Annotated in this window: 18 protein-coding genes, 1 tRNA gene and 1 pseudogene; 4 read left to right on the forward strand and 16 right to left on the reverse strand. The window is 65.1% G+C overall.

Annotated features, from left to right (window positions below):
- Positions 1-84: 84 nt before the first annotated feature.
- The 5 genes from OU11_RS07870 to OU11_RS07890 all read right to left on the reverse strand — a co-directional run bounded on the left by OU11_RS07870 (position 85) and on the right by OU11_RS07890 (position 5972).
- Positions 85-1494 (reverse strand): DEAD/DEAH box helicase, encoded by a 1410-nt coding sequence (locus OU11_RS07870; RefSeq protein WP_033515943.1) that lies wholly within the window; start codon positions 1492-1494, stop codon positions 85-87.
- A gap of 47 nt (positions 1495-1541) precedes the next feature.
- Positions 1542-2219 (reverse strand): oligoribonuclease, encoded by a 678-nt coding sequence (gene orn, locus OU11_RS07875; protein ID WP_033515945.1) that lies wholly within the window; start codon positions 2217-2219, stop codon positions 1542-1544.
- A gap of 241 nt (positions 2220-2460) precedes the next feature.
- Positions 2461-4011 (reverse strand): IMP dehydrogenase, encoded by a 1551-nt coding sequence (gene guaB / locus OU11_RS07880; RefSeq protein WP_033515947.1) that lies wholly within the window; start codon positions 4009-4011, stop codon positions 2461-2463.
- Positions 4012-4092: 81 nt separating this feature from the next.
- Entirely contained in the window at positions 4093-5316 is a 1224-nt protein-coding gene (locus OU11_RS07885; RefSeq protein ID WP_052122790.1) for an MraY family glycosyltransferase, read from the reverse strand.
- A complete protein-coding gene (locus OU11_RS07890) occupies positions 5313-5972 on the reverse strand; it encodes an L-threonylcarbamoyladenylate synthase (protein WP_033515949.1) in 660 nt (219 codons plus the stop codon). The genes OU11_RS07885 and OU11_RS07890 overlap by 4 nt, the downstream gene beginning before the upstream one ends.
- Before the next feature lie 179 nt (positions 5973-6151).
- Here OU11_RS07890 and OU11_RS07895 point away from each other — a divergent pair, with 179 nt between their 5' ends.
- Positions 6152-6841 carry a sugar O-acetyltransferase gene (locus OU11_RS07895; protein WP_052122791.1) on the forward strand — a complete coding sequence of 230 codons (690 nt, stop codon included), beginning with the start codon at positions 6152-6154 and terminating at the stop codon, positions 6839-6841.
- On the opposite strand, the gene OU11_RS09500 is transcribed toward OU11_RS07895, so the two are convergent.
- From OU11_RS09500 to OU11_RS07925, 6 genes are all read right to left on the reverse strand, one after another.
- Positions 6829-7995, reverse strand: a complete 1167-nt coding sequence (locus tag OU11_RS09500; protein ID WP_033515994.1) for a N5-glutamine methyltransferase family protein — start codon at positions 7993-7995, stop codon at positions 6829-6831. The two genes, OU11_RS07895 and OU11_RS09500, sit on opposite strands and share 13 nt — an antisense overlap.
- Positions 7996-7997: 2 nt before the next feature.
- Positions 7998-9086: a peptide chain release factor 1 gene (prfA, locus tag OU11_RS07905; protein WP_033515951.1), complete on the reverse strand. Its 1089-nt coding sequence runs from the start codon at positions 9084-9086 to the stop codon at positions 7998-8000.
- Positions 9087-9187: 101 nt separating this feature from the next.
- The gene (gene rpmE, locus OU11_RS07910) at positions 9188-9400 is read right to left on the reverse strand and encodes a 50S ribosomal protein L31 (RefSeq protein ID WP_033507737.1); all 213 of its coding nucleotides are present in this window, start codon (positions 9398-9400) and stop codon (positions 9188-9190) included.
- A gap of 177 nt (positions 9401-9577) precedes the next feature.
- A tRNA-Ile gene (locus tag OU11_RS07915) sits at positions 9578-9651 on the reverse strand.
- 43 nt (positions 9652-9694) lie between these two features.
- Positions 9695-10309, reverse strand: coding sequence for an ECF transporter S component (locus tag OU11_RS07920; protein ID WP_033515995.1), 615 nt, complete (start codon positions 10307-10309; stop codon positions 9695-9697).
- Between the two features lie 255 nt (positions 10310-10564).
- Positions 10565-11788, reverse strand: coding sequence for an ROK family transcriptional regulator (locus OU11_RS07925; RefSeq protein WP_033515953.1), 1224 nt, complete (start codon positions 11786-11788; stop codon positions 10565-10567).
- Positions 11789-11970: 182 nt separating this feature from the next.
- Here OU11_RS07925 and OU11_RS07930 point away from each other — a divergent pair, with 182 nt between their 5' ends.
- Positions 11971-13500, forward strand: a complete 1530-nt coding sequence (locus OU11_RS07930) for a xylulokinase (protein ID WP_033515959.1) — start codon at positions 11971-11973, stop codon at positions 13498-13500.
- Between the two features lie 111 nt (positions 13501-13611).
- Positions 13612-14511 carry a nucleoside hydrolase gene (locus OU11_RS07935; RefSeq protein WP_033515996.1) on the forward strand — a complete coding sequence of 300 codons (900 nt, stop codon included), beginning with the start codon at positions 13612-13614 and terminating at the stop codon, positions 14509-14511.
- A gap of 9 nt (positions 14512-14520) precedes the next feature.
- Here the strand turns inward: OU11_RS07935 and OU11_RS07940 are convergent, their stop codons facing one another.
- The 4 genes from OU11_RS07940 to OU11_RS07955 all read right to left on the reverse strand — a co-directional run bounded on the left by OU11_RS07940 (position 14521) and on the right by OU11_RS07955 (position 19313).
- Positions 14521-15141, reverse strand: coding sequence for a sugar O-acetyltransferase (locus OU11_RS07940; protein ID WP_033515960.1), 621 nt, complete (start codon positions 15139-15141; stop codon positions 14521-14523).
- A 74-nt stretch (positions 15142-15215) separates the two neighbouring features.
- Positions 15216-16301, reverse strand: a complete 1086-nt coding sequence (locus OU11_RS07945; RefSeq protein ID WP_033515962.1) for a Gfo/Idh/MocA family protein — start codon at positions 16299-16301, stop codon at positions 15216-15218.
- 11 nt (positions 16302-16312) lie between these two features.
- Positions 16313-17512 (reverse strand): iron-containing alcohol dehydrogenase, encoded by a 1200-nt coding sequence (locus OU11_RS07950; RefSeq protein WP_033515964.1) that lies wholly within the window; start codon positions 17510-17512, stop codon positions 16313-16315.
- 28 nt (positions 17513-17540) lie between these two features.
- Positions 17541-19313 carry a sialate O-acetylesterase gene (locus tag OU11_RS07955; RefSeq protein WP_052122792.1) on the reverse strand — a complete coding sequence of 591 codons (1773 nt, stop codon included), beginning with the start codon at positions 19311-19313 and terminating at the stop codon, positions 17541-17543.
- 233 nt (positions 19314-19546) lie between these two features.
- Here OU11_RS07955 and OU11_RS09620 point away from each other — a divergent pair.
- Positions 19547-19670 (forward strand): annotated as a pseudogene (locus OU11_RS09620) (transposase); the annotation flags it as partial.
- A gap of 342 nt (positions 19671-20012) precedes the next feature.
- On the opposite strand, the gene OU11_RS07965 reads toward OU11_RS09620, so the two are convergent.
- Positions 20013-22553, reverse strand: a complete 2541-nt coding sequence (locus OU11_RS07965; RefSeq protein WP_033515976.1) for an endo-1,4-beta-xylanase — start codon at positions 22551-22553, stop codon at positions 20013-20015.
- Positions 22554-22609: the final 56 nt, after the last annotated feature.

The raw sequence follows: 22609 nt of genomic DNA on the forward strand, positions 1-22609 counted from the left end.
TTTCGCGCTCACTTATTTATGACAAACCTCGATTCCACCATTGTTTAGATTCCGCGAGCCCGCAGTCACACACAAGGAATGCTGTCAGAACAGTTCGGCCTGTTCGAATTCGTCGGATTCGGCTGGGGTGTCCGTATGCGGGGCGAAGGCGGCGGGGCCGTCCGTGGCCAGCAGCTCGGCTGCGGCATCGGAGCGGCGACGCAGGATCGAATCGAGCATCACCGCGTCGGGAGAGACCAGGAACGCGCGATTGTTGATGCCGCCCAGATACAGGCCGTCGAGATTCTCCACGCGCGAGAGCGCCACATACCCCATGCCGGGCGCGAACGTCCGCCGCAGGTCCATCACGGCCCGGTCCAGCGTCATGCCCTGCGACTTGTGGATCGTGATCGCCCATGCGCAGCGCAGCGGCACCTGTTTGACGCTGGCGAGCACGGTCTCGCCGTCCATCATCTCCCAGGAGGCCTGCTTCAACGTGACGATGTTGCCGTTCTCGAACTCCACGATCGGCCAGCCGCCCTTGGATTCGGGCGCGAACCCGCGCACCGTGCCGATTGACCCGTTGACGTACTGGTGGTCGGCGTCGTTGCGCAGCGCCATCACGGCGGCCCCGGTCTTCAACACCAGATGCTCCGGCGCGAGCATGTTCTTCTTCAACCGGTCCACCAGATTCACCGGCCCCGCCGATTCGGCGTAGAACTCGTGCTCGTCGTCCTCGATCTGTGCGAGCCGCAGGTCGTTCAGCCCGTCGGCCTGCCGGTTGACCGGGAACAGGTGCACGGCCACCTCGCCGGGCGCAGGTTCCAGCCCCAACCGGGAGGAGAGCACCATGCGGTCGTCGTCATCCACCATCCCCTGCCGGATATCGGTGAGCACGGTGAGCAGCTCGCCAGTGTCCTGACGGTGCTGCTCGGTCAGGTAGCAGACGACCGGGTTCAGTTCCGGCCAGACCAACGATTCGGTGACGAAGCCTTCCGGATTGCGCCCGGCCTTGGCGTAGCGTTCGCGGGCGGCCACGAATTCCGGAGCCGGGGCGATGACATCATTGTTGCGCCCGGAGACGCTGACCGGCGGCAACTGGAAGAAGTCGCCGGAGAGCACGACCTGCATGCCGCCGAACGGGCGCGGATCATGCCGGATGATGCGGCAGACCTGGTCGACCATGTCGAACAGCCAGGCGTGCATCATCGAGACCTCGTCGATGACGAGGATGTCGGTGTCCTGGATCTTGCGCCGGCGGCGCGAACGGATGAGTTTGATCAGCGGTTCGGTCAGTGCGGTGGCCACGCCGATGCCGCTCCACGAGTGGATGGTCTGGCCGTTGATATGCGTGGAGGCGATGCCGGTGGACGCGGTGACGGCCACGCTGGCGCCCTCGGCGCGGGCGTTATGGATGAACTCGTTGAGCACATACGTCTTGCCCGCGCCGGGCGCGCCGGTGAGGAACACGTTCGCCCCGGCGTCCAGAATCGCCAACGCCTCGGATTGCAGCATGCCGCGTCCTTCCCGATATCATCCGAACCGCCGGTCCTCGCCGCGGTTCAATCCCCCAGCGGATTGCCGTTCTGCTCGTACGTACGCAGCAGGCTCGTCTGCTCGATGCGTGCGGCGGCATCAGCCGCGGCCTGATCGTCGGGGCCGGGCGCGGGCACAAACAGCAGGTCACGGTAGTAGCGCAGCTCGTCGATCGACTCGATGATGTCGGCGAGCGCGCGGTGTCCGCCATGCTTGGCCGGCTTGTGGTTGTACGCGGCCGGATACCAGCGGCGGGAGAGTTCCTTGATTGTGCTCACGTCGATGACACGGTAGTGCAGGTGTTCCATCAGGCCGGGCATGTAGCGGTCGAGGAACTTCTTGTCGGAGCCGACCGAATTGCCGGCCAGCAGCGGGCGCACGCCCTGGGGAGTGAAGCGCCGCACGTATTCGATGACCTTGGCTTCGGCTTCGGAGACGTCCAGGCCGTGTTCCCATTCGTTGATCAGTCCGGAGTGGGTGTGCATCCTGCGCACGAAGTCGTTCATCTGGTCCACGGCGGCTTGGCTGGGTTTGATGACATAGTCGACGCCTTCGTCGAGCACATTCAGGTCGAAGTCGGTGGGGACCACGGAGATCTCGACCAGTTCGTCGTGGAAGATGTCCAGTCCGGTCATCTCGCAGTCGATCCAGATCAGGCGCGAATCCTGCGCCGTGTAGGTCTCGTTGTCGTGTGCGTCCACCATCGTGAGCCTCGTTTCTTCTGGGCGTGTACGGAACATCTCAGTATACCGCGCTGGCTGTCAGCGGCAGTACCGACATGATACAAATTGGGCGATCACCTTGTACTTGACAATTGTCAAGTACAAGGTGACCGCCCTACACGTATCCGTTCGTGCGGTCACACCGCGGAACGGCTTGGCTCTGCCCGATTGCCGCATTCCTCCGTTTCCGTATCCGGGACGGAGGAATGCGGTCGAATCGACGTCAGTTGGCGTGGAAGCCGGAGTAGTTCGGGGCTTCGGAGGTCATCACGATGTCATGCGGGTGCGATTCGCGCAGGCCCGCGTCGGTGATGCGGACGAAGCGGCCGCGTTCCGGCATCTCCTTGATGTTGTGCGCGCCGATGTAGAACATCGACTGGTGCAGGCCGCCGATCATCTGGTAGAGCACGGCGTTCAGCGGGCCGCGGTACGGCACCTCGCCCTCGACGCCCTCCGGGATGACCTTGTCGCTGCTGGTCACGTCGGCCTGGAAGTAGCGGTCCTTCGAATAGCTCTTCTTGCCGCGCGGGGCCATGGCGCCCAGCGAGCCCATGCCGCGGTACAGCTTGTACTGCTTGCCGTGCAGGAGCACCTTCTCGCCCGGGGCCTCCTCGCAGCCGGCCAGGGTGCCGCCGAGCATGACGGAGCTTGCGCCGGCCACCAGGGCCTTGGCGATGTCGCCCGAGTAGTGGATGCCGCCGTCGGCGATGCAGGGCACGCCCGCGGCGCGGCAGGCCAGCGCGGCCTCGTACACGGCGGTCAGCTGCGGGACGCCGACGCCGGCGACCACGCGGGTGGTGCAGATCGAGCCGGGGCCGATGCCGACCTTGACGGCGTCCGCACCGGCGTCGATCATCGCCTGGGCACCCTCACGGGTGGCGATGTTGCCGCCGATGATCTGTACGTCGCGGAAGGCCGGATCGTTCTTCAGACGACGGATCATGTCGAGGGCCAGACGGGCCTGGCCGTTCGCGGTGTCGACGACGAGCGCGTCGACGCCCGCCTCCATCAGCGCGGAGGCGCGCTGCCAGGCGTCGCCGAGGAAGCCGACGCCGGCGGCCACGCGCAGACGGCCCTGGCCGTCCTTGGTGGCGTCCGGGTACTGCTCGGTCTTGACGAAGTCCTTGACGGTAATCAGGCCGGCGAGCTTGCCGTCCTCGTCGATCAGCGGCAGCTTCTCCACCTTGTGCTGAGCGAGCAGACGGTGGGCGTCCTCCTTGGAGATGTTCGCCGGACCGGTGACCAGGTTCTCACGGGTCATGACGTCCTTGACCTTGAGGTGGTCGTAATCGTCGGACGGGATGAAGCGCATGTCGCGGTTGGTGATGATGCCGACGAGGCGGTTCTCCTTGTCCACGACCGGCAGGCCGGAGATGTGGAAGCGGCCGCACAGCTTGTCCAGGTCGGCCAGGGTGACGTCCGGGTTCACGGTCAGCGGGTTGGTGATCATGCCGGATTCGGAACGCTTGACCACATCCACCTGGGCGGCCTGATCGTCGATCGACAGGTTGCGGTGCAGCACGCCGATGCCGCCGTTACGCGCCATGGCGATGGCCATCTCGGCCTCGGTGACGGTATCCATGGCGGCGGAGATCATCGGGACCTTCATCGTGATCTCGCGGGTCAGATGCGTGGTGGTGTCCACCTCGGACGGAATGACATCCGTCTCGTTCGGCAGCAGCAGCACGTCATCATAGGCGAGGCCAAGCTTTTCGAAAATCGGGGGAAGCGGAGCGTACGCGGATTCTGCGTTCATATCAAGGTTTGTAGCCATAGGCCCACTCTAAAAGCAGGGACTGACACGCCGCCGCCGTGTGTCGCCGCAGCCCGTCACCTTGTTTTTCCGGTGCCGCCGTCAGCCCGAAACCCCGTCCGGCTCCCCGGCACCGGTGCCGGCGGACGTACTGCCGCCATCGCCTTCGGATGGCTTCGGACCGTGCACCGCAGCCTCCCGCCGCGCCGCCTCCAGTCGCGCGTTCTCCGCACGCAACTCCGGGATGCGGTGCTTGAGATACGGGTACATCGTGGCCACGGTCAGCAGTATCACCGCAATGACGAATCCGATGGCCACGAACCGTGCGGGGAAGAACAGGATCATGATCGACCCGAAGGAGATCAGCGCCGCCCACCCCCATAGGATCAGCACGGCGCCCTGCACGGAATGGCCGATTCTCAGCATCCGGTGATGCAGGTGCATACGGTCGGGGTGCATCGGCGACTGTCCTTTGCGTACACGCCGCACAATCGCCATGCACATGTCCAGCACCGGCAGGAACAGCACGAGCACCGGCAGCAGAATCGGCATGAACACCGGCAGATAGATGCTGGTGTGGATCGACGCCGGATCGAGACGGCCGGTCATGATGATCGAGGCGCAGGTGATGAGGTAGCCGAGCAGCATCGACCCGGAGTCCCCCATGAACAGCTTGGCCGGATGCCAGTTGTGCAGGATAAAGCCCACGCAGATACCGACCATGGCCACGTCGATCAGCGTGGCCATCGACGCGTAGGACGGCGAGGAACGGGCGATGATATAGGAGTAGATCGCGAACGCGATGCCGCCGATCGCCACGATGCCGGAGGCCAGACCGTCCAGGCCGTCCACGAAGTTCACCGCGTTGATCGATACGACGATCAGGAACGCCGTAATCGCGATCGACAGGCTCGGCGAAGCCGCGAACAGGGCACCGATCGGCAGCGAGATGATTTGCAGGCCTCCCCAGGCCACGAACACGGAAATCAGCAGCTGACCGGCCATCTTGAGCATCCAGTCGAGATCCCACAGGTCGTCGGCCATGCCCAACAGGCAGATTGCCACCGCGCCGATCAGCACCACCCAGGCCTGGTGGTTGTTCTGGAACAGGCCGCTGACGAACGGTATCCTGCTGGCGAACAGCATGGCCACGGCGAATCCCAGCATCATGGCGAGGCCGCCCATGCGCGGCGTCGGCACCGTATGCACGTCGCGGGCGCGCACCTTGCCGACCGCGCCGATCTGGATGGCGAGGTGCCGGATCAGCGGGGTGAGCAGATAGGTCGCCCCGCCGGCGATGGCGGCGATGAACAGGTAGACCCTCATGCGCCGAGACCTCCGCCGTTCACGATCAACGCCCTGCGGATCACCGATTCGCGGATCACACCCTCACGCAGGATCGCGATGCCGTCCCGAGCCAGCGGGTCGGCGGCCACCACCGTGCTGGAGACATGCCCCTGGGTCGGGCCGCCGTCCAGATACAGGTCCACGGAGTCGCCCAGCGCCTCGACCGCCTCCTCGACGGTCTGCGCGCTCTCGCCGCCCGAACGGTTCGCGCTCGACGCGGCCAGCGGACCGGTCGCCTTCAGGATGCGCAGACTCAGCGCGGAATTCGGAATACGGATGCCCTGCGTGCGCACGCCCGACGGCGTCTGACGGACCGTGGCCAACGTGCAATCCTCGCGCGCCACGGCGATCGGCGAGAAGGCCCCCGGCAGGAACGCCGCGGCCAGGCGGTTCAGCGGCACCGGCAGGTCGAGTCCCACGGCATCCAGCTCGTCGATCGAGGACAGCAGCACCTGCAGCGCCTTGAACCGCGGACGCCCCTTGATCTCGTAGATGCGGTCGATCGCCGCGGTGTTGCACGGATCGCAGGCCACGCCGTACACCGTATCGGTCGGCACCACCACCAGACCACCGTTACGGACGATTTCGGCCGCCTCGGCAAGGGAATCGTCATCGACCTTGCGAATCGCACTCATCGGCACCTCCCGTTCACGTTCTGCTTACAACCTTACTATGGCATCATCAGTATGCGACGAACCGATGCATCACGGTCACGGACGACGGAAACGGGTCACGGCCACGGACGATGACCACGGATGCCGTGACAATGGACTCTGACACATCGTTGCACACGCATTCCAAGGAAAGGACGCCGATGACCGCCGCACAGCACGACCCGCAGCCGCTGCCCGCCCCGATCCCTCCCGTCGAGCTGCGTACGCCGCGCCGCTCGGAACGCGAGGAGATGCTGGACGGAAAACTCTACAATCCCGCCGATCCGGAGCTGACGGCGCTGCGCGAGCGCGCCGGCGACCTGTGCACACAATTCAACGCGCTGCCGCGCGGCGATCACGAGACCCGCGCCGCGGTGCTCGACGAATTGCTCCCCCACCATGGCGAAAACCTGGACATCCTGGGACCGGTGTTCTTCGACTATGGCGTGCACACCACCATGGGCGACCGCGTGTTCGCGAACTTCAACTTCACGGTGTTGGACTGCGCGCCGGTGACGATCGGCGACGATGTGTTGTTCGGGCCGAACGTGTCCTTGCTGCCGCCGATGCATCCGCTGCGCTGGCAGGACCGCAATGTGCGCAAGGCGGCGGACGGCTCCTATTACGACTATGAGTACGGCCGGCCGATCGTCATCGGGTCGAACTGCTGGTTCGGCGGCAATGTCACCGTGTTGGGCGGCGTGACCATCGGCGAGGGATGCGTGATCGGCGCCGGCGCCGTGGTGACCAAGGACATCCCGCCGCATTCGGTGGCGGTGGGCAATCCCGCGCGGGTGATCCGCACGATCACCGACGCCGATGCCTCGGCGTTGCAGGATTACGCGCAATAGTCGTCGCACCAAGCGACCAGATACCGAGGTCGGCCGGTCCAATCATGACCGGTATGGGCCTGGGCGAAGCCATGGACCTGCGCGTATGCGACCAGCGCGGTGCCTTGGCTGATGTCATGCTCCATGACAAGCAGACCGCCCGGGCGCAGCAGCGCGGCGGCCCGGTCGATGATGCGTTCGGGAATCAACAGACCATCCGGGGAGCCACCGTACAATGCCAGTTCAGGGTCATGATCGCGCACCTCGGGCTGTTCGGGGATTTCGGATTCGGGCACATACGGCGGGTTCGTGACCACCAGATCCACGGTGCCGTCCAGTTCGGCCAACGTGTTGGAATCGGTGGCATCCCCGAGTACCAGATGATACCGGCGTCCCATGCCGGCGCCAGCCGTTTCCCGAGAAGCTCCACCATCCTCGAATCCCGTATCCGCTTGCCCCGCATCCGGGATTCGAGGTACGGAATCATGATTGTCGCCGGAGCGTTCGCATCCGGTCGATCCCAATACGGCCTCGGCATTGCGCCGCGTCCATGTGGCGGTGCGTTCGCTGAGTTCGACGGCCCAGACCTCGGCGTCGGCGGTTTCGGTCACGATCGACAGGCCGATCGCGCCGCTGCCGGCGCACAGGTCGACGACGCGCGGCACGGTGATGTGCTGCGCCACAAGCCAATCCAATCCCTCCTGCACCACGAGTTCGGTTTCGGGGCGTGGGATGAACACCCCCGGACCAACGGCGAGGTCGAGATAGCGGAACGGCGCATGCCCGACGATGTACTGCAACGGCTCGCGGACCGCACGGCGGGCGAGCATGGCGGCGAAACGTTGGTATTGGGAGGATTGGGGCGTCACGGAACAGCCCCAATCATCGGAAGCCGAGAAGTTCCTGTCTTGTGGGACTGGCGGCAGTTCCCCCGTCTGCCGCGAGGGAGCCCCCTCGTCGGAGGGGGCAGATGAGGCGGAAGAATGAATTGTCAGTGCCTCATCAGAAGGGGCAAGGGCGTTGAGAGGGGTGGATAGGAGCATGGCCTTGTCGATGTCGCTGAGCGTGCAGCCGTAGGCCTCGGTCAGGAGCAGCTTGGCGTCGTGCTCCGGGGTGTCGATACCGGCGTCGCGCAGCACGGCGGCTGCGCGACGGACCACCTCTTCAACACGCATCATCAGCTCTGGCGCGCGAGGCGTTCGGCCTCGTCGGCCTGGATGTCCGAGTCGATGACGGCCTGCAGGTCGCCATCGAGCACCTGGTCCAGGTTGTAGGCCTTGTAGTTCGTGCGATGGTCGACGATGCGGTTCTCCGGGAAGTTGTACGTGCGGATGCGTTCGGAACGGTCGAGCGAACGCACCTGGGAGTGGCGCAGGTCGGCGGCCTCGGCGGCCTCCTGCTCGTGCTTCATGGCCAGCAGGCGGGACTTGAGCACACGCAGCGCGGCCGCACGGTTCTGGATCTGCGACTTCTCGTCCTGCATGCTCACCACGATGCCGGTCGGGATATGCGTCATGCGCACCGCCGAATACGTGGTGTTCACCGACTGGCCGCCAGGGCCGGAGCTCATGAAGATGTCGATCTTCAGGTCCTTCGGATCGATCTCGATCTCGTCGTTGTCGTCATCGGCCTCGGGGAACACGATCACGCCGGCCGCGGAGGTCTGGATGCGTCCCTGCGATTCGGTGACGGGGATGCGCTGCACGCGGTGCACGCCGCCCTCGTACTTCAGGCTCGCCCACACGCCATCCTCCGGCGCGGGGGTGCCCTTGGCACGGATGGCCACCTGCACATCCTTGATGCCGCCCAATTCGGTGCGGTTCTCGCTCTGGATGACGGTAGTCCAGCCTCGCTTCTCCGCATACCGCAGATACATGCGCAGCAGGTCGCCGGCGAACAGCGCGGCCTCCTCGCCGCCGGTGCCGGCCTTGATCTCCATGATGGTGTCACGCGCGTCGTCCGGGTCGCGCGGAATCAGCGCCGTACGCAGCTTCTCCTGGACGGCGGGCAGCTCGGATTCCAGACGCTTGGCCTCCTCCGCGAAATCCGGATCCTCGGCGGCCATCTCGCGGGCGGCCTCCAGATCGTCGCGCACCTGCATATAGGCGGTGTATGCGGACACGATCGAACCGAGCTCGGCGTGACGACGGCCCAGCTTGCGCATCTTGTCCGGATCGGAGGCCACCTCCGGCTGGCTCATCTCCTGCTCGATGCGGCGATACTCCTCCAACGCGGTCTGCGCCGCGGGGAACTGTTCGTCTGCCATGTCTCCTCTTTCCGTGGTGTCTGCTGCGGATATACAAAAACGCCAGTCCCGCGGCGGCGCGCCGAAGCGCGCCATACCGAACGGGGCTGGCGTCGAAGAAGCTACTTGCTGCGCTTGCCGTAGCGCTTCTCGAAGCGGGCCACGCGGCCACCGGTGTCGAGGATCTTCTGCTTGCCGGTGTAGAACGGATGGCACTTCGAGCACACGTCGGCCGTCATGGCTTCGCCCTTGTAGGTCGAACGGGTGACGAAGGTGTTGCCGCACGAGCACGTGACCTGAACGGCATGATAATCGGGATGAATACCCTGCTTCATGGTGTCTCCTAAGGAATTCGGGGGACCCGGGTCGCCATGCCCCTATGGCTGGCGTGAACCGGAACCTATGGGATTATAGGCACGCGGCCGGACAGACCCGTTGGTGTGTCGCGTGCGGACGGCGGACCGTCCGGCCCCGGACCGGCGGGTCCCGGGTCGGACGATTCGGGAAACGAGTGGGGCCGCAGGGGCTTGAACCCTGGACCGGCGGATTATGAGTCCGATGCTCTAACCGACTGAGCTACGGCCCCACGTTGGGAAACCAACTCGACCACTATAGCAAACAGCCGGACGTTACGCGGCGAACCGCGCACGCCCTGATGCGAAGCGGTCCAACGCCCCCGTGGCGGCGATCGCGCGGTACAGGTACCAGCTCATCACGCCGGCGATCAGCACGCCGCCGACCAGTTCGCTGACCATATGCACAATGCCGCGCGCGCTGAGGAACGCCACGCCCTGATACCGGAACAACATCAGGTACACGCCGTATTCCACGGCGACCAACGCCCCCGACACCATGCTGATCAGCAGGTTGTAGACGCGGTACCGGGTGACCATGAACGGAATCTCGGCGAACAGTCCCTGCAGCGCCGCGGCGGCGAACACGAACCCGACCGAGAACTGGTTGCCCAGCAACATCTCGGCGGCGCTGCCGACCAGGTTCACATAGATCGCGGCGCCCGGCTTGCGCAGGATGATCACGGCCAGGGTGCCGGAGAAGTACCACAGCGGATGCAGTACGCTGGCCAGGCCCGGCAGGATGCCGCCGATTAGCGGAGAAAGCCACGCGTAGGCGAAGTTGAACCCCCAGAACACCAGTCCGCAGGCCACGCCCAATGCCGCACCCACGGCGATGTCCGCCGCGGTCCACCGCCAATGGCGGTTCTCCGGCTTGGATGACTGCCCCATGGGCGACGGTTCGGTGGTGATGATGTTGTCGGTTGAAGAATCGGTACGGTCGACCATGGGATGCTCCTGTTCCCTCATGGCTGCGCACAGCAATGGAGCGACAGCCGCTCACGCGTGCGGCTGGCGGACGATTCAGGATGTCGCCGCCGTACGCCATGTTCCGGGATGAGGAAATCGAGCCCCACACGACCGGCCTGCCGTCGCAGGCGCCCCTTGACCTGCGCAGCCCGGGCGGGGACGCCACGAGCCACTGTATCAGGCGGACACGAATCGCATCGGATTGTCGACGAAATGCCGCAGTCCCATCGCGGCGGCGCCGACCAGAGCCGGGCGCGAGGTGACGTCGGCCATCAGCACCTTGGCGCGGACCTCCGGGTATCCCAGCACCTGCCGCTGCAACGCGCTCTGCATCTGCACGGCGATCTCGGAACCGAACTGCGACCAGACGCCGCCCAGCACCACCGTTTCGATGTCGCACACGTTGATCGCCGAGGCGATGGAGGACACCATCGCCTCGATGGCCTTGTTCACCACGGCGGCCGCCCTGACGTCGCCGGCGCACCACCGGTCGATCAGCTCGTCGACCGATTCGCGACGCGCCGCGGCGGAGCCGCTGGCGATGCCCGCCGATTCCACCATCGCACGCCGTCCCGCATACGTCTCCAGACAGCCCCGCCGCCCGCACCGGCACACCGGTCCGCGCAGCTCCACCGACGTGTGGCCGAGTTCGCCGCCGAAGCCATGGTCGCCGATCTCCACATGGCCGTTGCGCACCACGGCGCCGCCGATGCCAACGTCGGTGGACAGGTAGATGAACGATTCGGAGGGGCCCACGATGCCGTCGCCGTCACGGCGCATGGCGTATCCGGGAATCTGCGCGAGCGCGGCCATATTCGCCTCGTTACCCGCGGTCACGTCCAGACGGCGCATCACGTCGAACCGGGTGAGGTCGAGCTGCTCCCACCCCAGGTTGCGGGCCATCAGCAGGCGCATGTCGCCCGTCACCAGGCCCGGCAGCGCCAGACCCGCCCCGGCCACCGTGTATCCGCGTTCGGCGAGCAGGGCCTCCTGTTCCAATGCCAAGGTGTTCAGTTCCGCGAACACCTCGTCGGCGTCGGGAGCGGACATGTCCGCATCGACCCACCGCTCCGAGATCACGGTGCCGTCCAAGTCCAGCACGATGACGCCGTAACCGTCCGTGTTCACCTGCAGGCCGATGCCGCAGTACCGCCCCCCGGCGATCAGCAGCGGCGTGCTCGGACGGCCGTACGACGACTGCACGCTCGGCTCCCCCTCGCGCACCACGCCGTCGTCGACGAGCATGGAGACCAGCAGCGACATGGTGGCCTTGGTCAGTCCGGTGCGTTTGGCCAGTTCGGCGCGGCTCAACGGCTCGGTGGTGCGCAGCAGGATGTCGATCACCACCGAAAGGTTGTGGTTGCGCAGGTCGTCTTGGTTGATTCGCCGCAATGCTGCCATGTCGGCTATCCTCCTCGTTATGTGCTTTGGTGCTTCATCGCCTCTGGCGTGCCTCCCACCGCAATGTGAATGGTACACACACCAGTATAGTTCATTCGTCTAACTATTTGGGTATGATGGAACCGTAATTCGGACAAACGCCGTCGGAGCACCGTTTCGGCGGCATGTTGCAAGGAGGCACAATGAGCAGAGTTCTGGTGGCCGGCGTGGACACCTCCACCCAGTCGACCAAGGTGCGCGTCACCGATGCCGCTACCGGCGAGATGGTCCGCTTCGGACAGGCCAAGCATCCCGATGGCACCAGCGTGAACCCCGAAGCCTGGTGGCAGGCGTTCCAGGAGGCGGCAGAGCAGGCCGGCGGGCTCGACGACGTGGCCGCGCTGGCGGTCGGCGGACAGCAGCACGGCATGGTGCTGCTCGACGACCACGGCCGCGTGATCCGCGACGCGCTGCTGTGGAACGACACCCGTTCCGCCACCAACGCCGACGTGCTCATCGCCCGCCTCGGCGAGGCCGAGAAGGCCGCCGACGGCAGCGAGGACGACCTGTCCGACGACCCGACGATGCGCGGCCGTCAGCGCTGGGTCAAGGCGGTCGGCTCGTCACTGGTCGCATCGCTGACCATCACCAAGGTGGCGTGGGTCGCCGCCAACGAACCGGAGAACGCCGCGCGCATCGCCGCGATCTGCCTGCCGCACGACTGGCTGAGCTGGCGCATCGCCGGACACGGCCCGCTGGGCGAGGATGCGACCGCCGAGGAGCTGAAGGCGAACCTGGACGCGCTGTTCACCGACCGTTCCGATGCCTCCGGCACCGCCTACTTCGACGCGACCGCCAACGAATACCGCCGCGACCTACTCGCCATGGCCCTGGGCCGCAGCGAGGAGGAGATCGCCGACATCGTGCTGCCGCGCGTGCTCGGCCCGACCGAAACCGGTGACGTGGCCGATCCGGCCATCGCGGGCAAGGACGTCGAGGGCGGCTGCCCGATCGGCCCCGGCGGCGGCGACAACGCGATGGCGTCGCTGGGCCTGAGCATGGGCGTGGGCGACGTGAGCATCTCGCTGGGCACCTCGGGCGTGGCCGCGGCCATCTCCCCCGTGCCGGCCTATGACATGACCGCCTCGGTCACCGGCTTCGCCGACTGCACCGGCCACTGGCTGCCGCTGGCCTGCACGATCAACGGCTCGCGCATCTCCGACGCCGGCCGCGCCGCGCTCGGCGTGGACTATGACGAGCTGGCCGAACTGGCCGCCGCCTCGGAGCCGGGTGCCGGCGGCATCACCCTGGTGCCGTATTTCGACGGCGAGCGCACCCCGAACCGCCCGGACGCCACCGCGGCGCTGTACGGAATGACGCTGGCGAACACCAAGCGCGAGAACATCGCCCGCGCGTTCGTGGAAGGTCTGCTGTGCTCGCAGCGCGACTGCCTTGAGCTGGTCAAGGGCCTGGGTGTGGACGTCAAGCGCATCCTGCTGATTGGCGGCGGCGCCAAGTCCGCGGCCGTGCGCGCGCTGGCCCCCGCCATCCTCGGCATGGACGTGGAGCTGCCGGAGACCGACGAGTACGTGGCGATCGGCGCCGCCCGTCAGGCCGCTTGGCTGCTGTCCGGCGAGGCCGAGCCGCCGGCGTGGCCGGTCAAGGTCGAGACCACGCTGACCGGCGAGCCGACCCCGCAGGTGTACGAGCAGTACGTGCGCTGGCGCGGCTGATTGCATCTGACACCAATCTGTGCGGCCTGGACGAAGGAATCCATTTCCTCGTCCAGGCCGCATGCGTTGAAAATCCAGCATAATTCGGATATCCTGATTCAGGAGTTTTTGATGATAGGTCATTACACCGTCCGCAACGACAAGCGCATCCGCGTCATCATCGATACGGATGCCGGGTGCGAAGCCGACGATCCCTTCGCCATCGCGCAGGCGCTGCTCACTCCGAAGTTCATCGTCAGGGCGATCTGCGCAGAACATTTCGCCGAACCCGGCAGCATGGAACGGTCCGCGAACGTCGCCGTACACGTACGAGATCTGATTGGCTCGGACGTTCCGGTGATGCGCGGCCACGATGGTCCGATCGGCAGTCCCAGCGAGATGTGTCCCCCACTGTCCGAAGCGGCCGCGTTCATCATCGACGAGGCGCTGCGCGAGGACGATCACCCGTTGTTCGTACTCTGCTTGGGAGCCATCACCAACGTGGCGGAGGCGTTGCGGGTGCGACCCGATATCGCACGCCGCATGACGGTGGTATGGATCGGCACCCAGAACGCCGATCCCGAACGTGAGGCGATACGCGAGTTCAACGCCGGCAACGACATCACCGCCGGCAACGAGGTGCTTTCGAGCGGCGTGGCGATGTGGATCATCCCGCTTTCGGCGTATTCCACGATGAACGTGAGCATCGCGGAATTGGACATGCGGGTGCGTCCGTGCGGCGAACTCGGGCGTTGGCTGTTCCAGCAACTCGTCGATTACAACAACAGCGATGTGGCCGCATGGACGTGCGGTGACGGCTGGTCGTTGGGCGACTGCCCCGCCGTGGCGGTGGCCATCAAACCCGATTGCGGCCGGTTCCGAACCGTGTCAGCTCCCATCATCGGAGCTGACACGGTGTCCCGATTCGACGCCTCACGCCCGACAGTCCGACTCTACGACACGGTGGACAGCCGGTTCACACTAGGCGATCTGTTTGCCAAGCTCGCACTGTTCGCGCAAGCTCAGCAGTAACGCCATCCGCTATTCGATTTCGGCGAACGCCGGATCGTGGTCCGGCAGCGGTTTGATGACACGGCACGGATTGCCGACCGCGATCGAGTTCGCGGGAATGTCGCCCACGACCACCGATCCGGCGCCGATGATCGAGTTGTCACCGATGACGGCGCCCGGGCAGATCGTCACGTTCGCGCCCAGCCACACGTTCGAGCCGATGCGCACCGGCGTGGTGTGTTCCCAGCCGTCCAGACGGGTCGCCGCATCCAATGCATGATTCGGAGTGCAGATCGTGCATCGCGGCCCGATCAGGCAGTCGGAACCAATCTCGACGTATCCGCCGCCAACGATCAGGAAATCCTTGTTGATGAACGTACGATCGCCGATCGTCAGCCCGATGCCGTAATCCAGATTGATCGGGGGTCGGAAGTCGACGCCGTCCCCGGTACCCGGCACCAGGTCGTAGAACAGGCGCATCGCCTCGTCCTGATTCTCGAAGAAGACGCGGTTGATGCGGTCGCAGGTCGATTGCGCCTGCCAGGTCAGGTCAGGCAGCGATTGCGACTTGCGGTACTGCATCGGACGCCCTTCGAACAAGCGACGCACATCGTCGTCGGTTTCCAACAGGGTGTTGAGGTCAACGGTCATGAGCTGACGATCCTTTCCATATCGACGGCATTCAGCCACCATTGTCGGGCCAATTCCCGACGGATGGCGTCGTTTCACCGCGCATCCATCCACGGCTCGCCTTCCACCCGCACATCGGCGCAGGTGCGCGCCGATTCGCCGATGGCCAGACCGAGCGCATGGTCGTGGATGCCTGCGGCGAGCGGGTAGATTTCGGGCCCTTCGCCGCGCGCGTACCGGCCCATCGCGATGAGGTGGTCGGCTACAGCCAGATCATCCTCCGACAGGTAGGATCCCGGGCAGGGGTTGCGCCAGATGACCGAACCATCGAAGCTGGCCGTCGCCACCTCATTGCCTTCAAGGTTCATGTCGCGCCCGAGCCTGCGGTACTCGATCCGCGACGGCATCGGCACGCCATCTTTGAAGCGCATCACCGCATCATCCACGATTTCACCGAGACTGCCGCGGATGACAATCCGTCGGGACAGCAGAGGGTTCCACCACTGGTTGTCCACGAAGTTGTACAGACCATACCGGCCGCCACCAAAATCGATGGTGGCGATCTGAGTCTCCAACGGTTTGGGTTGCGGGTTCTCCTCCCACCCGTCGAAATGCAGCGGATCCAGCATCGGCGCAGTGAATGAGCGGGCGTTGACAGTGGCTGGTTCGAAGCCGATACCCAGATAGTCTCGAATCAGGGCGACTGCGTGATACATGTGCGTAGAAGCGATCTCCACCGAATTCGGCGTGCCCACCACGCCGGAGCGCACCAGCGCGAGCCGTGAGGCGTGGCCGGGCATCCGATAGTACTGTTCGCCCACCTGCACCAGTTCGGCACGGTCGGCGATGCGGGCCCACAATGCCCGCAGCCCATCCATATCAGGGGCCGGCGGGGTCTCACAGTACACATACCGTCCCTGTTCGGCCAGCTGCGCCACAAGCCCGGGCGTGGCCGGCCAAGACACCACCACCGCCACGAAATCGGCGGAAGTGGCGGCCACGGCATCGGCATCGGTGGTCGTGGGCACCCCGTAGTCGCGCGCGATCGCCTCGAGCCGGTCGGCGTGATGCCCAACGACGAGGTTCACCCGTAGCTTGTCAGGCACGGCCTGCGCCATGCGGCACAGGAACCGGCTGCGCCAGCCGTCCCCGATAACGATCATTGAATATGGTTCAGCCATAATCGCTCCTTTCAGAACACGACCGGTGTCACGCAGGATGCGAGGATGGCGCGCGCGTCATCGCGGGTGATGTGGCGGTAGGAGCCGCCGACCTCGCCGGCATGGTCGGCGAGCTTGTCCAGCGTGGCCGAATCGGAGGGAATGCCGACCTCGGGGAGCGTGAGCGGGGCGCCGACTAGGCGCAGGAAATCGACGTAGCGTTCGATGCCCTCCTCGGCCACTTCGCGTTCGGATTTGCCGGTCGGGTCCACACCCCACACGTTGACCGCCCAACGGGCGAAACGCGCGGTGGCTTCGGGGCGCGACGTGTAGACGTACTTCATCCAGTGCGGATGGACCACGGCCAGACCGGCGCCGTGCGGGATGTCGAAGTAGGCGGAGAGCGCATGCTCGATGCCGTGCGTGACCCAATCCTCCTCCTTGCCGCGCGAAATGATGCGGTTGAGGGCAAGCGTGGAATCCCACATCGCGTTGCTGCGGGCCTCATAGCTGCGCGGATGGCGGCGGCAGGCGCGCCAGGAGCGCAGGATATGCCGTTGGATGGCCTCGGCCATCTCATCGGAGAGGTTGTCGTCGCTGGGTAGCGAGAAATACTGCTCGCAGGTGTGGCAGAACATGTCCACGAATCCGTAGGTGGTCTGTTCGACCGGCAGGGTGAGCAGATAGGTCGGGTCGAGCACCGAGAACTTCGGCGTCAACGGGAACGAGGTGTACCCCAGCTTGCGGTTGCGGGCCCAGTTGGTCAGCACGGCCGCATCCCCCATCTCGGAGCCGGTGGCCGCCGTGGTCAGCACCACGCCAAGCGGCACGAGGTTCTCGGGAGCGGGCTTGCCGGTTTCGACGTAGTCGTCCCACAAGTCCTCGTCCTCGCCCAATCCGGAGCCGAGCGAGATGAATTTGGCGCAGTCGATGACCGAACCGCCGCCGACGGCCAGGATCAGGGACACGCCATGTTCCTTGACCAGATTCACGCCTTCGAGGACCTTGTCGAGCCTCGGGTTCGGCGTCACGCCGGACAGTTCGATGACCTCGTTGCCGGCCTCGCGCAGCGCGGCCGTCACGTCGTCATAGGCGCCGTTGCGCTTGATCGAGCCGCCGCCGTAGACCAGCAGCACGGCTCCGGGGCGCGACTTGGCCTCCTCGGCCACGTGCACGGCCTGGCCTTCGCCGAAATAGATCTTGACGGGATTGTGGAAGATGAAGTTTCTCATACGTTCATTCCTTTCATGAACGGTTACGTCATGCAATGGGTTCGGCGAACGGCGGAACCGGCAGCCCGTTCGCCCCGCACAGCAGTCCACGGCTCGGGGCGTTGCGCCACGCGTACCGTACGGCCGTCGGTCTGCGCCACGGCACGGCGATGATTACGGCGTTGCCGTCGATGCTCGCCGGTACGGCGTGCCGGGAGCCGTCCTCCCACACCAATTCGAACTCGCCTGGATCTGCGCCGTCTAATGTGTCCAAGCCGCAATCGCCGGTGCCGTCGTCGAAGGTGATGGTCAGCCGGCCATCGGCCAGGCGCACATCGGTCGGCTCCGGCGAGCGCGGCGCGTCGTCCTTGCCGTAGACGAGGCGTTGCGCCGCGGCGAACAGGCGGTCTGCGACCACGCTCTTGTTCCACGGGTGCAGGTCGTTCCAATCGCCCGCGTCGAGGGTCACCACGGCGGCGACGTCCTCGATCGACTTGGCGGCCTGCCACTGGTGTTTGCGGACGAGTGCCCAGCCGCCGTCCTCCACACCGTCGATGGAGAACACCGGCAGCTGCACGATGAGGAACGGCAGCCGCTGCTGCCCCCATGCCTTGCGCCAGCAGCCGATCATCGCGGCCAGCATACGGCCGTAGTCGTCCGCCACGTCGCCGGTGTTCGACTCGCCCTGGTACCACAGCGCGGCGCGTGCGGCGTACCCGGCGCAGGTCGCGGTCATGCCGTTGTACAGGCCGAGCGGCTTCCAGCGCACGAAGTCCTCGCCGGGGCAGTCCGCGTCCGTGCGTGCGCCGATGGAGTAGGTCCAGGTGCCGTCGAGATTGTACGAGTCGTCGCCCATGTCGAGGTGCATGTGCTTGCCCGGCGTCACGCGGCCCGTGCCGTGTTCGACGACCAGGCGCACGTCGATCTCGTTGCATCCGGCCTTCAGCACGCCTTCGGGCACCATGTAGTCGCGGGAGAGGTACTGGTGTTCGGACTGGCCGACTTTGACCCCGTTGACGAAGGCTTCGTCGGAGTCGACCATGGCACCGAGATGCAGCGCCGCCGATTGTCCGGCCGCGTAGGCGGGCAGCGTGACCGTGCGGCGCAGGTGGATCACGCCGCGGAATCCGGTCAGTCGCGGATCGGCGTCCTTCAGGAACGCGGGCAATGTGAGCGTGCCGTGGCCCAGGTTCTCGGATTGGGCTTCGGTCTCTCGGGTCCGCAGGTCCTCATACCAGCGATTCATCGCGGCGATGCTCTGCTCGCTGCGGGTGCGGGCCACCTCGTCGTCGCGGTAGGGTTCCAGATCGGCGAGCGCCTTCGGCCATGCGGCGAGCGTCTGCTCGTCCATCCACGATTCGATCGGCGAGCCGCCGAGTGTGATATTGAGCAGGCCGACCGGCACGCCCAGCCACTGCCGGATCATCCGGCCGAAGAAATAGCCGACGCCGGTGAACTCGTCGAGCGTGTCGGCGGCCGCGCCAACCCAGCGGACCGGCTCGTCGAAATCGCGGCGAGGACCATGGAAGTCGAACCGGACGGGCACTTTGCAGTGGCGCAGCAGGGGGTCAGGGTCGCGTGCGAACTCGGACGGGTACCGCCAGCGCAGGAATTCCATCTGGTATTCCATATTCGACTGTCCCGCGCAGATGAACACCTCGCCCGCGTAGACGTCGTGCGCGATCACCGGTTCGTCGTTGTCATCGACCCGTACCTCCAACCGGTAGGGGCCTCCAGGCTCCAGCGGACCTAGCTGCACAGTCCAGTCGCCATCGTCCGTGGTCACGGCGTCGGACGATTGATCGGCGACGGTAATCCGCACCTGCGAACGAGACCTTCCAGTTCCCCAAATTCTCAACGGGGCACCTGACTGTAACACTCCCCCTTCGCCGAACAGCGGCGAAAGCGTTACGGCATCTTGCCCCTTATTCATCGTCTTCATCGTTCCTCCCACTCTTCGATAACGTCCGGATTGTTGCGCACTTTGGTTGAGCTCTGAAAGGAGACATGGGGCTGCGGACGTTTTCTTGGAGATAGTCATGCAGCCCCCAACCGATCGACCAATGGCGCAACCGGCCATTGGGACATTCGTACCCGTACCTGTTCATGGACGGCGTGCGGCGACAGGCGCACGTGGGGCGGGTCGGTGGAGAACGTGAGCGTGCTCGTCGCGGTCGGATACCCCAGATGCTCCACAACCTGCTTCGTGGACATCGGTGTGGAGAAATACAGCTCCACCGCCCGTTCACGCTCCTCGCGACCGGACACGGCAACAATCCTTCCGCTCAGTCTCCAAGAAAACGTCCACAGCCCCCAACCACTCTTCCTTGTACCATCGATACTCTCAGGAAGCACCGCTATTATTGAAGGGCCATTCCATAGGCTTGCACCACCAATGCCATGGCCTATGGAATGACCGGAACTGAGCGCTTACGCTCTCAGCTTGTGCACCCGCTTGCGGCCTTGTCGTCCGGCATTGCAGGGGCCGAAACGATTCGGCGCGCTGGCGGGTGTACAAGTCTCATCGACGCCGAGCGATGACCAGCCCGCATCCGGCGGCAACCAGCAGCAGCGCCACCACGGCGATTCCGATGACCGCGGAACCGGTCTGCGGCATCTTGTCGTCGTTGTCAGCATCGTCGGAAGGCCGCGGCTTCTCGTCGCCAGGCTTCTCGGTATCCTCACCGGGGGTTTCCTCGTCGCCAGGCTTCTCGGTATCCTCGCCAGGAGTCTCCTCGTCACCGGGGGTCTCGGGATCTTCTCCACCCGGGGTCTCGGTTTCGGAGGGATCGGCCAGCAGACGCAGCACGCCCCAATGGGACGCCGTCTGATAGCCGGCACCGGTCGGATCGGCCCAGTTGCGGATGCCGATTCGAGCACCGTTCTTCGCGTCGTTGATCTGGAAGTCGACACCTTCGAAGGTGCCGGCCTCAGCCGTTCCCAGATCGATGGCCATCTCGACGACATAGCCGCCATCGACGAGCTTGCCGGCGGTCTGGACCATGGACTTCTGGACATCCTCCGACGCGCCGGAGCCGAAGCTCAGCTCCGCACCATCGGCGGACACGCGAATCTGCTGGATGTCGTTGGTATACTGGCCGCTCTTGGTGTTGCCACGGTCGATGTACACCTCAACGGAGTCCTTCTCCCACGGATTCGAGTTGGTCAGATCGATGTCCGCGTCGGTCACTTCCATGAGGACATACAGCTTGCCGTCCGACCACAGGGTCTTGGCGGTAGCGGTCGCCTCGGGGGAAGGCGTGGCGGCGGTCACCTTACCCACGGGAACCTCGTTGGCTTCCGCCCAGACGGAATCCGACGGGTCGGCGTCAACGACCGGAGCCTGGGCGTCGGCGGGAACCTTCACGGCTTCCGTGTAGCTCAGCGGCTCGGCCAGCGTGACGGCGCCAGTGTCGTTCGTGCTCCACGCGCTGGTCTCCGTGGTGGCGGAATCCGTCGCGATGACGTTCATCTCGACGATGTCCTTCTCTGCACCGGTGTACGGGATATCGGCCACGACTTCGTATCCGGCATCAGACGAAACGACGTTGGCCTGCACACCCTCGCCGCCGGTCACACCGTTGCGGCCGATCGTATACTCGGCGTCACCCACACGCACGGTGACGGTGTCGTCATCCGCCGCGCTGGCATCGGCGACATCCGCGTAGACGACCAGAGAGCCGTCCTTCCAATAGACATTGAACGAGCCGGAAACGGCGTCATACGCAGACGGGGTCATCTCGACCAGCGAAAGACGTTCCCACGGAGAGGACGCGCCGGACTCGGCCACGGTACCGGGAAGCGCCGAGTCGATGCCCACGGCGTCATCCTTGAATGCGTTCATGCTCTTCAACGGCTCGGGAAGGTTGGCGCTATCACCGATGTAGCCGATGTACGCCGGCTTCTTCTCCAGGTTGTCGTCGAACAGCAGCGGCGCGCCCTCCTTGTTGCGCCAGGACTGGTCGTCGCTCAGCCCCCACACCGAAACCGAGAACAGCTGGTCGGCGTGCCTGTGGATGATCTGGTTGACGTCGTAGTAGTACCGTCCCTGCTCGATGAGCTTCGCCTCCGTAACCGGCGTTCCGGTGGCGACGTCCAGTTCGGTGATGGCCTGCTTCTTGCCGAGCGAGGACATATCGGTCAGCGCGTCGTCGAGATTCGACGAGGCCGTGGTCAACGACACATGGAACTGGTGACCGATGCCGTCAAAGGGAACCCCCTGCTGGATCATGCGTTCCAGAAGCGCCTTGTAGCGGGAACGCTTGCCCGCCTGCTCGGTGCCGTAATCGTTGATGAACAACGTCACCGGATGCTCCGCGTCGTCGGCGGCGTAGACGTCGTTCAGATACGTATTCGCGTTCCGGAACGCGTCATAGATGTAGTCCTCGCCCCCATAGGTCTGATACCACAGCGAATTGCGCATGCCGTTGGTGGCGGGGTCGTCGCTGTCGTTCACGGTCTCGTTGACCACGTCGAACGCGACGACGGGATTGGTCGGGCTGCCGAATTTTCCGAATTCGTCGGAGATGGCCTCCGCCACGTTCTCGATGTGCCTGCGCTGGCGTTCCTGCATCGTGGCCTTGTCGGCAAGCGGGCAGCTGGTGACGCCGGGGTTGTCGTTGGTGTCATGGCACCATTCGTCGGCCTGGAAGAACCAGTCGGGCGTCTGCGAGTGCCAGACCAGAACATGGCCGTAGACCTTGATGCCGTTCTCGCTGGCGAACGTCAGCAGGTTCCGCGCGTCATCCGACATGCGGAAATTATGCTGGTCGTCGTACCAGCCTTCCGGCTTCAGCGAGTTCTCCGGGGTGATCTGGTCGAAGTTCTCGACCAGGGCCTTCTCCTTGTCCTGGTTGAGGGTGTATGTCTCGATGGCGACACCAGCGTTGATTCCCAGCGGATTGTATTCGCCCTTGATGCCGCCCGGATAGTCGGGGTCGGCCGCCATGGCCGTCGGGGCGAACGCCAGCGGCACCAGCATGGCTGCGGCCGCAAGCGCCGCGACGATGCCACGGCGCTTGGACGCCCCACGCTCATCGGTTGTATTGAACAATGTATCCATCACTTTCCTCATTGATAATGGTGTATTCCTTGTCCGGCCCGCGTATCGGGCCGTTC

This window comes from Bifidobacterium pullorum DSM 20433, assembly GCF_000771405.1.
In the GTDB taxonomy this organism is placed as follows: domain Bacteria; phylum Actinomycetota; class Actinomycetes; order Actinomycetales; family Bifidobacteriaceae; genus Bifidobacterium; species Bifidobacterium pullorum.

What these genes read in the sequence shown, in the direction of transcription:
- OU11_RS07870 (WP_033515943.1), bottom strand. Translation starts at nt 1,494, where the DNA reads ATGCTGCAATCCGAGGCGTTGGCGATTCTGGACGCCGGGGCGAACGTG.
- orn (WP_033515945.1), bottom strand. Translation starts at nt 2,219, where the DNA reads ATGGTGGACGCACACGACAACGAGACCTACACGGCGCAGGATTCGCGC.
- guaB (WP_033515947.1), bottom strand. Translation starts at nt 4,011, where the DNA reads ATGGCTACAAACCTTGATATGAACGCAGAATCCGCGTACGCTCCGCTT.
- OU11_RS07885 (WP_052122790.1), bottom strand. Translation starts at nt 5,316, where the DNA reads ATGAGGGTCTACCTGTTCATCGCCGCCATCGCCGGCGGGGCGACCTAT.
- OU11_RS07890 (WP_033515949.1), bottom strand. Translation starts at nt 5,972, where the DNA reads ATGAGTGCGATTCGCAAGGTCGATGACGATTCCCTTGCCGAGGCGGCC.
- OU11_RS07895 (WP_052122791.1), top strand. Translation starts at nt 6,152, where the DNA reads ATGACCGCCGCACAGCACGACCCGCAGCCGCTGCCCGCCCCGATCCCT.
- OU11_RS09500 (WP_033515994.1), bottom strand. Translation starts at nt 7,995, where the DNA reads ATGCGTGTTGAAGAGGTGGTCCGTCGCGCAGCCGCCGTGCTGCGCGAC.
- prfA (WP_033515951.1), bottom strand. Translation starts at nt 9,086, where the DNA reads ATGGCAGACGAACAGTTCCCCGCGGCGCAGACCGCGTTGGAGGAGTAT.
- rpmE (WP_033507737.1), bottom strand. Translation starts at nt 9,400, where the DNA reads ATGAAGCAGGGTATTCATCCCGATTATCATGCCGTTCAGGTCACGTGC.
- OU11_RS07920 (WP_033515995.1), bottom strand. Translation starts at nt 10,309, where the DNA reads ATGGGGCAGTCATCCAAGCCGGAGAACCGCCATTGGCGGTGGACCGCG.
- OU11_RS07925 (WP_033515953.1), bottom strand. Translation starts at nt 11,788, where the DNA reads ATGGCAGCATTGCGGCGAATCAACCAAGACGACCTGCGCAACCACAAC.
- OU11_RS07930 (WP_033515959.1), top strand. Translation starts at nt 11,971, where the DNA reads ATGAGCAGAGTTCTGGTGGCCGGCGTGGACACCTCCACCCAGTCGACC.
- OU11_RS07935 (WP_033515996.1), top strand. Translation starts at nt 13,612, where the DNA reads ATGATAGGTCATTACACCGTCCGCAACGACAAGCGCATCCGCGTCATC.
- OU11_RS07940 (WP_033515960.1), bottom strand. Translation starts at nt 15,141, where the DNA reads ATGACCGTTGACCTCAACACCCTGTTGGAAACCGACGACGATGTGCGT.
- OU11_RS07945 (WP_033515962.1), bottom strand. Translation starts at nt 16,301, where the DNA reads ATGGCTGAACCATATTCAATGATCGTTATCGGGGACGGCTGGCGCAGC.
- OU11_RS07950 (WP_033515964.1), bottom strand. Translation starts at nt 17,512, where the DNA reads ATGAGAAACTTCATCTTCCACAATCCCGTCAAGATCTATTTCGGCGAA.
- OU11_RS07965 (WP_033515976.1), bottom strand. Translation starts at nt 22,553, where the DNA reads ATGGATACATTGTTCAATACAACCGATGAGCGTGGGGCGTCCAAGCGC.